The organism is Pseudodesulfovibrio sp. lm2024 (assembly GCF_051175575.1).
GTDB classification, from domain to species: Bacteria; Desulfobacterota; Desulfovibrionia; order Desulfovibrionales; family Desulfovibrionaceae; genus Pseudodesulfovibrio; species Pseudodesulfovibrio caledoniensis.
Genome location: NZ_CP195092.1, coordinates 3018273 through 3030780, shown reverse-complemented (window position 1 = coordinate 3030780; position 12508 = coordinate 3018273). Strand labels below are relative to the sequence as shown.

Sequence of the window (12508 nt, the reverse complement as noted above, 5' to 3'; positions counted from 1 at the left end):
AACTAGAAAAGGCCGGCACCATAGGTGCCGACCTTTTCATATTATGGGGGTGTGGTAGGTTTATTTGGATACGGAGACAAAGTGCTCCTGCATGGCGATGGCTCCGCCGCCCCGGTCCCACTTGTCGATGCCCTTGGGCATGAGCATGTTGTCGGCGGCGCCCATGCCCTTGGCGCGGGACTCGCACGGCAGGTCGTGGCCGAAACCGTGGATCATGAAGACCGCTTCGGGGTGGACGAAGTCCGTGACAAACGCCTTGATCTTGGCCTTGTAGCCGTTGCTGGCCACGGTCACGTATTCGTCCTGCGCGATGCCCAGCGCCTCGGCGCGCTTGGTGTTGATCCACAACACGTTCTCGGGCATCTGCTCGAAGAGCAGGGAGTTGTTCACGGTGTGGCCCTGGGTGTGCAGGGCGCAGCGGCCGAAGGTGATGCGGAACTTGCCGTCCGGCACCCGCTCCGGGGCCTCGTAGGGCTTGAGCGACGGCAGGCCGTCGCCCTCGAGCTTGGCGTCGATGATCTGGACCTTGCCGGACGGGGTCTTGAAGGAGCCCTCTTTCACCGGCTTGTACAGCGGATCGGAGGCCAGGGACACGATGCCCGTCTTCTCGAAGTCCTCGATGGACACGCCGGTGCCTTCGAGCTGGAACTTCCAGATGTCCTCGATGTTGGTGTAGTCCAGTTCCTTGAGGCCCATGCGCTTGGACAGGCCCGCGTAGATTTCCCAGATGGCCTTGGTGTCGTAGACCGGCTCGATGGCGCGCTTGCGCACCTGGAAGCAGGGCTTGGGGCCGTTCTTGGTCATCAGGATCTCGTCCCGTTCGAGATACGGGGAGATGGGCAGGACCACGTCCGCGTTCCAGGCGGTGTCGGACCAGGAGAAGGTCACGGCCACGAGCAGTTCGATGTCCTTCCACTTGGCCATGACGTCGTCCTTGTCCGGGAAGGCCATGAGCGGGTCGTGGCGTTGGGCGATATACGCCTTGATCGGGTAGGGCTTTTCCTCCACCGCGGCCTCGTAGGCCAGATGGACCAAGCCCGGGCCCGCGTCGAAGTGCTTGCGGCCTTCCATCCAGCCGATACCGTCCGCGCGCTGGCCCTCGGGCTTGGGATAGAGCTCCATGAAGCTCTTCAGCCCCTTGGCGCCCACGTCGCCCGGCTTGTTCATGAACGGCAGGCCGCCCTTGGCGCCGATGGCCCCGAGCAGCGCGTTGATGATGTAGATGGTCCGGGTCATGTAGAAGGAGTCGGAGTAGCGCGCCGTCATCCAGCCCGGATGCCAGATCACGCTCGGCGCGGCCTCCGCCAGCTGGTTGCAGAAGTCGATCAGGCTCGCCGCGGGCACGCCGGTCTCGGCCTCGGCCCACTCCGGGGTGTAGGGCTTGACGAACTCGACGAGCTTGTCGAAGTCCTCGACCCAGTCGGCCACGAACTGCTTGTCGTACAGTTCATTATTAATAAGGACGTTGATGACCGCCAGGTTGAAGGCGTAGTCGGTGCCGGGCCGGACCATGAAGAAGTTGTCGGCCTTGGTGGCCGGGACGTTGGCCCGGATGTCGATGACCGTCAGCTTGCCGCCTTTCTCGAGGCCCGCGAACAGGTTGTTCACCTCGGCCACGTTGATGGCCTCGAGCATGTTGCGCTGCTGGAGCACCACGTGCTTGGCGTTCTTCAGATCGTAGGACACGCCCTTGCGGCCGAAGCCGAACACGGACAGGGCCGCGTTCTGCACGTTGCGCGCGCAGGCGGAATCGTGGTTGTTGTAGTTGGCCGTGCCGATGCCGCGCAGAAAGGCGCGGTAAAAGTCGCGGAACGGTCCGCCGCGGTCCGAGAACAGGACCGAATTCTTGCCGTAGGTGTCCTGGATGCGGGTCAGTTCGTCGGCCACGTAATCCAGGGCCTCGTCCCACGACACACGCTTCCATTTTCCTTCGCCGCGTTTGCCCGTGCGCACCATGGGGTACTGCGGGCGGTCCTCATCGTAGGTCAGGGCCGTACCGGCAGCGCCGCGCGGACACAGGGAGCCCATGATGCCGGGGGCATCGGGATTACCCTGGATATACTCCGCTCTGCCGTCGACCACTTCGACCTCGATAGGACATCGTACAGAGCACATGCCGCATATGCTCTTAACCAATTCCTTACCCATACACTCCTCCTGTACAGACAGTGATGAATTCTGCGCGCTCTTTGAATTATGATGGACCTTATGCGTGGCTATCCACCGTGGGCAATACATACCCGGCATGTGAAATCTATAACATGATTTTTCTTCCATTCGAGGAAAAATTCGGGTTATGATCTCTTTTGATTGAGAAATTTCTCACAAGAGGGGTGGTTGTTGACCAAGTGCGGATTTTTCTTCAGTTCCTGGACTACAAACAAGACTGCGCGCCCAAATCCAAGTCTGCAGAGGTGGAAAATGGCTGGTTACAGAATGAAATTTGACAAGAAGCGATGCATTGCGTGCAACGCCTGTCTGGTTCACTGCAAGGTGAAGAACAAGGTGCCCGCCGGGCTTTCCCTCAACCGCCTGGAGGCGGAGGGGCCCGTGGCCGACGAGGACGGCAAGCCTTCGGCAAAGCTGAAGTATACCAACTGTCGGCATTGCAAGAAGCCCGAGTGCGTGAGCGCGTGTCCCACCGGGGCCATGTACAAGCGCGAGGACGGGCTGGTGTTGGTCGACCTGGACAAGTGCGACGGCTGCAAGAGCTGTATCGACGCCTGTCCGTGGACCGTGCCGGTGTTCAACGACGCCACCGGCAAGATCATGAAGTGTGATTTCTGCGTGGACAGGGTCGATGCCGGCGGCACCCCTGCCTGCGTTGTAGGCTGCACGGCGAACGCCCTGAGCTTCGTGCGGCCGGAATAGTCTAGGTACCAACTTCGCGGCCTTGGGGGACGCGGAGTGACATTTTGGGGTCCTTTTAACATTCATTATGAGGAGGAGGTAACTGTGTTACGTTCCAAGAAAACTCTCCTGATGCTGGCTCTGGTTGCGGCTGTCTGCCTCATGGCTCAGCCCGCCCTGGCCGATCGTCTGGCCGACGCCATCGCCGAGGCCAAACCCACCGGTGAGCCCGGCTACATGGGCATCCCCGGCGGCCCGCAACTGAACATCATCATCGGTTTCCTGTGGGCGATCTGGGTAGGCTGGATCTTCTCCACCGTCGGCGCCTTCGGCGGCATCATGGCCGGTGTCGGTCACATCACCATCTATGGCCTGGGCGACTACGCCAGCTCTTTCGGCAAGGGCTCCAAGATGAACAAGGTCGTCACCGACTCCATCCGCGTGTCCAACCAGTGGCTGGTCGGTTGTTCCGCCGCCCTGTCCTCCTTCAACTACTACAAGGCCGGTCGCCTTGTGCTGCCCCTGGGCATCGCCCTGGCCATCGGTTCCGTGGCCGGTTCCTGGCTCGTGCCCTGGCTGACCGCCGGTAAGATCAGCCTGAAGGCCTACCTGGGCTACTTCGGTCTGTTCGTCCTGTTCCTGGGCTGCTACCTGTTCTACCAGACCACCCCGAAGGGTCAGGCCGGCAAGCAGGCCGCCAAGAAGGCCGCCGAGGCCTTCCAGAAGTCCGTCAAGGAACAGCAGCAGGGCGGCACCGTCGACATGGCCGAGATGGGCGTGAAGGTCCAGAAGTTCACCCCGACCATCTGCGAATTCACCTTCTTCGGCGTCGAGTTCAAGTTCAATCCCCTGATCCCCGTGGTCGGCGGTTTCTGCATCGCGGCCCTGGCCTCCTTCCTGGGTGTCGGCGGCGGCTTCCTGCTGGTGCCGTTCCTGACCTCCGTGGCTGGTCTGCCCATGTACCTGGTCGCCGGTACCTCCGCCCTGGCGGTCCTCATCGGCATGGCCAACTCCATCGCCTCCTACATGCTGCTCAAGCAGACTCCGGTGGCCTGGGGCCTGATCGGCGCCGAACTCGTCGGCATCGTCATCGGCTCCATCGTCGGACCCAAGACCTCCAAGTTCATCCCGGACAAGGTCCTGAAGTACATCTTCATCGTCCTGGCTCTGTACGTTGGTATCCGCTACACCACCAAGGGCTTCCTGGGCTACTCCGTCGTCCCGCCCTTCTAAGTCGCGCGGACTGACAGCAAGAAAGAGGGGCCGCCCGTTTCGGGCGGCCCCCATAACCAACCTCTGACAGGAAAGAACATGACCGGCCAAATCGTATACGAATTTCTCGACCCCTGGATGATCTGGGCCTTCCGCACCACAGGCAACGCCTACGTGGGCTTCGCCATCGGCCTGATCTGGGTCTCCCTTGTGGCAACCGTCATCGGCGAGTTGTGCATGGCCGGGGTCTATTTCACCAACAAGAAGCATTTCAGGACCATCAACCGCGACATGGTCGACCACCACAATCTGTCGGTCAAGGCGCTGGGCGCCAAGAACAAGGCCGCGTGGAAGGCCTGCAACTCCATCGCCAACGACGCCTTCGGCAAGAACTTCTTCGCCCGCATCGCGCTGTTCGCATCGTCCCTGTGGGTGGTCCCGTTCGGCATCGGCTGGCTGTTCTACCGCTTCGGCCATGTGGACTTCACCGTGCCGTTCCTCGGCTCGGTGGGCCCGGCCTTCGTGTTCATCCCGGTCTACATCCTGGTCCGTTACCTGTTCAGCCTGGCCAAGCCGTGGCTGCCGGTCTTCAAGACCATCCGCCAGAAGGTCAAGGACAACGAGGCCGGCGACGAGATGCTGGAGTTCACGGACCTGCTCAGCGAAGAGGACAAGCAGGCATACATGCAGAGAAAGGAGCGGGCCAAGTCCAAGCCCGGGCTCATGGAGAGCAAGCCGGTCCCCGAAGGGTCCTAGCGATTTCGAAAAAAGGAAAAGCCGCCCCATGGGGCGGCTTTGTTCTTTGATATGTCCGGCCGGGCCGGTCTAGGGAGCGGCCTTTTCCACGGCCTCCAGGAAGCCGGGGAGGTCCGAGGGGCCGATCAGGTAATACCGGTCCTCGGTCTGTATGCAGAGCACGTCCGAGCGGTTGGTGACCACGACCGTCTCCAGGCCGTCCCCGATCTCGACCACGCCGGACCTGTAGGCGCCGAAGGTCATGAACTTCCTGGTCTTGGTGAACTTGAAGTCTGCGTCCTTTTTCAGGTCCACGCGGAAGGTCTTGACCACCGAGGCCCAGGGGATGACCGCCGAGGCGAACGGCGGGGCGGACAGCAGGACGCCTTCGTCCGCCACGGTGACCGTGGCCCGCTTGGGCGTGATGTAGAGCATGTACCAGTAGAACATGGACAGCGGCCCGGCCACGGCGATGAGGCAGATGGCGGTCCAGTTCAGGCCGGAGTTGAAGCTCCAGGCCACGGCTGCGGCGACAACGGCCACGATCAGGAGGAAGAAGGTGAGCACGGTCTTGCTCATGGGGATCTTGAAAATAGTCGTCATGTACGTCTCCTTGCTTGGGCACGCCCGTGTGCTGGCCTCCTTTCATACTGACTTGGGAGCGAGTTGCCAAGGGATAAGACTTGTTGGAATGCGTCCTGAATTTCTGTACTGTTTCCAGGCACGTCCGAAACGGGGCGCAGGGAGCGTCCGAAACCGATGATTCGATGATGAAAACGTTGAAAATCCACATGACGACCTGGATGGTCCTGTTCACGCTCCTCGTGCCCGTGGTCCTCGTAACGGGGTGCTCGGACGAGAAGCCGGTCAAGGTGGACCTGTCCAAGCGCGAGGACCTGGTGGCCCCCCGCATGGACGAGGCCATCACCTACGCCTACCTGCCGCAGTACTCCCACACCATCTCCTACCAGCGTCACCGCAGGCTGATAGAGTACCTGCGCAAGGCCACGGGTCTGCCGCTCAGGCAGATATTCCCCGACACCTTCGAGGAGCACGTCAAGATGGTCGAGCGCGGGGAGATCGACATCTCCTATTCCAACCCGTTCGTCTACGTGCGCCTGGCCAAGGCCGGGGCCCAGGCGTTCGCGCGGGTCATCGAGCCCTCGGGCGAACCTTACTTCCGTGGGCAGATCATCTCCCGCGCGGACAACGCGGCCATCAACACCATCAGCGACTGCCGGGGCAAGCGGTGGATCGCGGTGGACCCGAACTCGGCGGGCGGCTATCTTTTTCCTCTGGGGCTTTTCTATGATCACGGCATCCGCCACTCCGACTTCGAGACCGTGGACTTCGCGCCCGGTCCGGGCGGCAAGCAGGAGAAGGTCGTCTTGGCCGTGCACGCGGGCGTGTACGACATCGGCACCATCCGCAAGGGCACCCTGGACGTGGTCAAGAACAAGATCGACCTCGGCTCCATCCGGGTCCTGGCCGAGACCCGCGCCTTTCCCGGCTGGGTCTACGCGGCCCGCAAGGGGCTCGACCCGGCCGTGGTGGACGCCATTGCCCGGGCCATGTTCGCCCTGGACGTGGACACCCCCGAGCACCGGGCCATCCTGTCCGCCGCCGGCATGAAGGGCATCATTCCGGCACGCGATCTCGACTACGATCCGGTCAGGGAGCTGGCCGAAAAACTGGACCTGAACCGGTAACCGCTCATGCGTATTTTCCCCCGCCTCAAGTTCCGCACCAAGCTCAACCTGGGCATGTCCGCCATCCTCGTGGGCATGGCCGTGCTTCTGCTGCCGCTGGTCGGGACCATGAGCGCCAACTCCCTGGTGGAGGAGAGCAAGAAGCGCGGCTCGGCCCTGGCCGAAGGATTGTCCGTGCGCGCCGTGGACCCCATGCTCGCCCGCGACTTCCTGCGGCTCAAGAACATGGTCGACAAGCAGTCCACGGTGGAGGACGTGATTTACGCCTTCATCCAGGACAAGAGCGGCTTCGTCCTGGTCCACACCTTCCAGAAGGGATTCCCGGTGGACCTCATCAAGGCGAACAGTGCGGCCTCGGGCGAGTCCCTGCACATCCAGCTGCTGGCCGACGGCTCGCGGCGCATCTACGACTTCGCGGCCCCGGTCCTGGTCTCGGACGGGCGGCTCGGGACCGTGCGCATCGGCCTGTCCCAGGCGCGCATCCAGATGGCCGTGCAGCGCCAGCTGACTCTCATGGCCGGGCTGTTCACCGGTGCGCTGATCCTGGCCACCTCGCTGGGCACGGTCTTCGCCCGGCGCGTCACCGCCCGGCTGGGGCGGCTGCGCTCCCACGCCGAGGAGATGCTGACCGGCAACCTGGACATCACCTCCGGTCCCACGTGGGGCATCCACTGCTGGGAAAAGCAGGAGTGCGGCACCACCCAGTGCCCGGCCTACGGCGAGACGAGGCGGCGGTGCTGGTACATCGCCGGGACCATGTGTCCGGACTGCAACAACGAGGGCAATTTTCAGTGCAGGCTGGAGTCCTGCCGCCGGTGCGTGGTCTACCGCGAGAACGCGGGCGACGAGATCCAGGATCTGGCCGAGACCTTCGACGTCATGGCCCTGTCGCTGAAGACCCACATCGAGGAGCTGCGCGAGGCCGAGCGCAACCTGCGCGACCAGCAGCGGCTGACCAGGACCATCCTGGACGTCTCTCCGGACCGCGTCTCCCTGGTGGACTCGACCATGCGCTACCGGGGCTGCAACAAGAGCTTCGCCGAGTCCGTGGGCATGTCCCTGGCCGAGATCGAGGGCAAGACCGACTTCGACCTCTTCCCAGAGGCCGAGGCCGAGGAGCGCCACATGGCCGCCCGCGACATCCTCCAGTCCGGGCGCAGGCTGGACACCCAGCTGATGGTCGAGGCGGGCGGCGGCGAGCACTGGTTCCACGTGGTCTGCGTGCCGGTCTTCAACGACGAGGGGCGCATCGACGGGCTGCTGCGGACCGACCGCGACATCTCGGACATCAAGCGCTACGAGAACCAGCTCATCCAGGCCCAGAAAATGGAGTCCCTGGGCCTTCTGGCCGGCGGCGTGGCCCACGAGATCAACACCCCGCTGGGCATCATCCTGGGCTATGCCCAGCTCCTCCAGGAGGACGTGGAGGAGGGCGGCCAGATCCACCAGGACCTGGCCATCATCGAGAAGCAGACCCAGGTCTGCAAGAAGATCGTGGCCGACCTGCTCGGCTTTTCCCGCCAGACCCAGTCGGCCAAGCGCGAGATGTGCTTCAACAACTCGGTCATGGAGGCGGTTTCCCTGGTGCGCCATACGCTTGAGCTCGACAAGGTGGAGATCGTCACCCAGCTCGACGACCGCTACCCGATCATCTACGGCGACCCGGAGAAGCTCAAGCAGGTCTGGATCAACCTGCTGACCAACGCGCGCGACGCCATGGCGGGCCAGGGCGGGACCATCCTCATCCGCACCCGGCTGGACACCCCGGGCGGCATCGTCTCCCTGTGGGTGGCCGACAGCGGCTCGGGCATCGCCGAGGACGCGCTCAAGAAGATTTTCGATCCGTTCTACAGCACCAAGGCCGTGGACAAAGGCACCGGTCTCGGGCTGTCCGTGTCCTTCGGGATCATCGAGGACCACGGCGGCGACATCCGCGCCGAGAGCCCGGTCCCGGACGAGTTCGGGTTCCCCGACGCCAAGAAGGGGACCGAGGGCGGTGGAACGGTCTTTGAAGTGAACCTCCCCCTGGACCATCAGGCCGATGGCGGGGAACCGGAAAAGGAGTAGATCATGGCGAATATACTGGTACTCGACGATATCAGCGACGCAGGCATGCTGGTCAAGCGCATCCTGGAACGCAAGGGGCACAAGGTGTGGAACTTCACCGAAGAGGAAGACGCCCTGAAACACGCGGCCGGGACCAGGATGGACCTGGCCATACTGGACATCAAGCTCAAGAAGATGACCGGCGTGGAGGCCCTCGAGGAACTCAAGAAGGTCAACCCGGACATGAAGGCGATCATGCTGACCGGTTATCCCACCCTGGAGACCGCCCGCGACTCGCTCCGGCTCGGGGCCCAGGAGTACTGCGTCAAGCCGATCAACAAGGAGGAGCTTGAGGCCAAGGTGGCCGAGGTCCTCGAAAGCGGCGACTAGGACAGGGCGTAGGCCCGCGGGCCGCGAACCACACCGTAAAGCCAAGGACGATCCATGTATCTCAAACAGCTCTTCAGGCACTGGACCTATCAGGTCTTCGCTCCCGGCACCCTGCTGCGGCGCAAGTACGAAGCGTTCAAGTCCCTGCTGGCCCACGACGCCGTGGCTCTGGAACTGGTCGCCGACCTGGAGGAGATGTTCTACGGCAAGCGGCTGGCCGACCGCCAGCGCGCGCTCTGGATGACCAACCGATTGTCCTCGGCCGTGTCCACCATGGCCGGGCAGCTGGTGGAGATGAACCCGACCCGGTACATGGACCTGCCCGAATACTTCCGCAAGATCGACTTCTACGTGCACATGGCGCTCGAGCTCGAACAGCCCGAGGTGGGCCCGCCGTACATCCTCTCCCTGGAGGAGGCCGGGGCCCTGCCCAGGCTTGCGGGCGGCAAGGCGTCCAATCTGGGCCGGGCCAAGTCCCTGGACGGCATCCCGGTGCCGCCCGGCTTCGTGGTCACGGCCAACGCCTTCAACTATTTCATCGACTTCAACGGGCTGGGCGAGGAGATCGAAAAACGGCTGCGGCAGATGGTCGTGGGCGACCGCGACCTGCTGGCCCGGCTGACCGCCGAGATGCAGGAGCTCATCCTGGCCGCCGACGTGCCCGAGGAGATCGCCCGGGGCATCCGCTACGGCGTGTCCGAGATCATCGACGGCGACGACCTCATCGCGGTCCGCTCCAGCGCCCTGGCCGAGGACGGCGAGATATCCTTTGCCGGGCAGTACGCCTCGGAGCTGAACGTCCAGCCCAACGACGTGCTCGAGGCGTACAAGCGGGTCCTGGCGGGCAAGTACTGCCCGCGCGCCGTGGCCTACCGCATCTCCAACGGGTTGACCGACAGCGAGACGGCCATGGCCGTGCTGGTCATCCCCATGATCGACGCGGACACGGCGGGCGTGCTCTACACCCGCGACCCGGACTGCCGGGGGCGCGAGGCCATGGGCGTGTACGGCGTGCGCGGCCTGGGCCACGGGCTGGTAGACGGCTCCACCTCCCCGGACAAGGCCGTGCTGACCCGCGAGGCGACCCCGCGCCTGGACGCGGACTGCACCCCGGATACGGGCGGCCTGCCCTCGGAGGAGTCCCTGGTCCGGCTCGGGCAGCTGGCCATGCGGTTGGAGGAGGCCTTCGGGCGGCCCCAGGACATCGAGTGGGCCGAGGACGTCACCGGGGAACTGTACATCCTTCAGACCCGGCCCCTGCAGGAGGAGCGCGAGGAGGCCCTGGCCGCCCAGGAGCCGTTGCCCATATCGCTGCAACCCATCGCCGAGGGGCTGGAGCGCGCCTCCACCGGCGCGGGCTGCGGGACCGTGTATTTCGCCTCCACGGGCGAGCGCATCGCCCAGATTCCCGAGGGGGCCGTGGTCGTCACCCCGAGCCTCAAGCCGTCGCTTTTGACCTTCATCGGCAAGATGAACGGGGTCATCGCGGCCACGGGCAGCCGGGCCAGCCATTTCGCCTCCGTGGCCCGCGAATCCGGCGTGCCCGTGGTGGTCGGCGACGTGGACGCCAAGCTCGAACAGGGCCAGCTGGTCACCGTGGACGGCACGAACGGGGCCATCTACGACGGCTGCGTGCAGGAGATCATGACCCGGGCCCGCGAAGGACAGCAGGTCTCCGCGCGGGTGGTCGAGCAGTACGCCAAGGTCGCGCCCCTGACCGTGCGCCTGAACCTGACCGATCCCCAAAGTGAGGACTTCACCCCCATGGGCTGCAAGTCCCTGCACGACGTTATCCGCTTCTGCCACGAGAAATCCGTGAACGAGATGTTCGCGGTCATGGACAAGAAGGGGCGGGGCATGCACTCGGCCAAGCGGCTGGAGACCAGCCTGCCCCTGGTCATGTACGTCCTGGACCTGGGCGGCGGCTTCTTCGCCAACGCGGGCGAGGGCAGGACCGTCTCGCCCCAGGACATCAAGTGCCGCCCCATGTGGGCCCTGTGGTACGGATTGGCCGACGACCGGGTCAAATGGCCCTCGCGGCTGACGGCCATGGACTGGGAGGAGTTCGACAAGGTCTCGGGCGGCATCTTCAGCTTCGACTCCAAGCTGCTGGCCAGCTACGGGCTGATCTCCGAGGACTACCTGCACCTGATGGTCCGCTTCGGCTACCACTTCTCGGTGGTGGACTCCATCTGCGGGCCCGAGCAGGGGGCCAACTACATCAATTTCCGCTTCAAGGGCGGCGGGGCCGGATTCGACCAGCGGCTGCTCCGGCTGGAGTTCATCCGCCGGGTCCTGGAGCGCTACGGGTTCGAGACCGCCACGCGCGGCGACATGATCGACGCCAAGTGCTCCCGGCTGCCCGAGAACGACACCCGGCGGCTGCTCATGCGCTTGGGCTACCTCATGGCCGTGACCCGGCTCATGGACATGCGCATGGACAACGAGGAGCAGGTCGCGGCCGAGGTCGAGCGGTTCATCATTGATGCGGAGTCGCGCGATGGCTGACAAGACCGCCGCCTACAAGGTCACCTGGGTCACGGATCAGCTCGGCGTGGGCAGCGCGCCCATGAGCTATCCGCAGCTGGAGGCCATCCGCGCCCAGGGCGTGGACGCCATCCTCAACCTGTGCGGCGAGTTCTGCGACCTGCACGACATCGAGAAGGACGCGGGCTTCGAGGTCCACTACCTGCCGCTGGAGGATGAGGAGGCCCCGGGTCTGATCGAGCTGGAAAAGACCCTGGCCTGGCTGGACGAAGCCATCTACCTGGGCAAGAAGGTGCTCATCCACTGCCGCCACGGCATCGGGCGGACGGGCACGGTGCTCAACGCCTACCTGCTGCGGCGCGGCCTGGGCCACAAGCTGGCGGGCAAGGCGCTCAAGAAGCTCAAGAGCAAGCCCGCCAATTTCGTCCAGTGGCGGACCATCCGCAAATACGGCAAGCAGTCCGGCCAGCTGACCGTGCGCGAGCCGTCCCTGGAGTTCAAGCGGCTGGTGGACCTGTCGCCGTTTTTCAACGATTATTCGGAGTTGGTCGCGCGGGTGGACGAGAGCGGCCAGGCCACCGAGGGGCTGGCTTGCGGCCTGGACCATAGCCAGTGCTGCACCACCCCGGTCTCCCTGACCCTGGCCGAGGCCGTGTACATCTCCCACCGCATCAACCAGAAATTGTCCGGCGAGGAGCGCCTCAAGGTCATCGAGCGGGCCGTGGCCACGGCCCAGGCCGAACGCAAGGCGGCCAGGGACCTGGCGGTGGGCAAGGACGGGGAATACTGCCTGTCCGAGGCCGGGGCCGTATGCCCCCTGCTCGAGAACGACAAGTGCCTGCTCTTCGAGCACCGGCCCATCCAGTGTCGCGCCTTCGGCCTGGACCAGGACGACGCGGGGCTGTGGGGGACCATGATCAACCCGGCCCTGAACAAGATTTCAGCGGAGATATGGTTCGCCTACACCAGCTCCATGGCGTCCGGCGACATGCCGCGCTTCGCCCTGCCGGACGTGGTCTCCGGCAAGTTCGTGGAGACCATCTTCCGGTTCATGATGCAACAGGGGCTGGAATAGCCCG

The 12508-nt window shown here is 64.2% G+C and carries 10 protein-coding genes; 8 read left to right on the top strand and 2 right to left on the bottom strand.

Annotated elements, in window-relative coordinates; translation table 11 throughout:
* Positions 1–60 precede the first annotated feature (60 nt).
* On the bottom strand, positions 61–2148 hold the full coding sequence (locus tag ACR42D_RS14210; RefSeq protein ID WP_484567446.1) for a molybdopterin-containing oxidoreductase family protein: 2088 nt from the start codon (positions 2146–2148) through the stop codon (positions 61–63).
* A gap of 273 nt (positions 2149–2421) precedes the next feature.
* Here ACR42D_RS14210 and ACR42D_RS14205 point away from each other — a divergent pair, with 273 nt between their 5' ends.
* The 3 genes from ACR42D_RS14205 (at position 2422) to ACR42D_RS14195 (ending at position 4818) form a co-directional block, all read left to right on the top strand.
* A complete protein-coding gene (locus tag ACR42D_RS14205) occupies positions 2422–2871 on the top strand; it encodes a 4Fe-4S dicluster domain-containing protein (RefSeq protein WP_484567445.1) in 450 nt (149 codons plus the stop codon).
* A gap of 84 nt (positions 2872–2955) precedes the next feature.
* Positions 2956–4083, top strand: coding sequence for a sulfite exporter TauE/SafE family protein (locus tag ACR42D_RS14200; protein WP_484567444.1), 1128 nt, complete (start codon positions 2956–2958; stop codon positions 4081–4083).
* A gap of 78 nt (positions 4084–4161) precedes the next feature.
* A complete protein-coding gene (locus ACR42D_RS14195) occupies positions 4162–4818 on the top strand; it encodes a hypothetical protein (protein WP_484567443.1) in 657 nt (218 codons plus the stop codon).
* Positions 4819–4887: 69 nt separating this feature from the next.
* Here ACR42D_RS14195 and ACR42D_RS14190 read toward each other — a convergent pair whose 3' ends face one another.
* Positions 4888–5400 (bottom strand): PH domain-containing protein, encoded by a 513-nt coding sequence (locus ACR42D_RS14190; RefSeq protein WP_484567442.1) that lies wholly within the window; start codon positions 5398–5400, stop codon positions 4888–4890.
* 167 nt (positions 5401–5567) lie between these two features.
* Here ACR42D_RS14190 and ACR42D_RS14185 point away from each other — a divergent pair, with 167 nt between their 5' ends.
* The 5 genes from ACR42D_RS14185 to ACR42D_RS14165 are packed head-to-tail and all read left to right on the top strand — an operon-like array spanning position 5568 to position 12504.
* Entirely contained in the window at positions 5568–6506 is a 939-nt protein-coding gene (locus ACR42D_RS14185) for a phosphate/phosphite/phosphonate ABC transporter substrate-binding protein (RefSeq protein WP_484567441.1), read from the top strand.
* Positions 6507–6512: 6 nt separating this feature from the next.
* Entirely contained in the window at positions 6513–8573 is a 2061-nt protein-coding gene (locus ACR42D_RS14180; RefSeq protein ID WP_484567440.1) for an ATP-binding protein, read from the top strand.
* A gap of 3 nt (positions 8574–8576) precedes the next feature.
* Positions 8577–8942, top strand: coding sequence for a response regulator (locus ACR42D_RS14175; RefSeq protein ID WP_484567439.1), 366 nt, complete (start codon positions 8577–8579; stop codon positions 8940–8942).
* Between the two features lie 54 nt (positions 8943–8996).
* Complete coding sequence (locus tag ACR42D_RS14170) at positions 8997–11450, top strand: PEP/pyruvate-binding domain-containing protein (RefSeq protein WP_484567438.1); 2454 nt, start codon at positions 8997–8999, stop codon at positions 11448–11450.
* Positions 11443–12504 (top strand): phosphatase domain-containing putative toxin, encoded by a 1062-nt coding sequence (locus tag ACR42D_RS14165; RefSeq protein ID WP_484567437.1) that lies wholly within the window; start codon positions 11443–11445, stop codon positions 12502–12504. Before ACR42D_RS14170 ends, ACR42D_RS14165 begins: the two co-directional genes overlap by 8 nt.
* Positions 12505–12508: the final 4 nt, after the last annotated feature.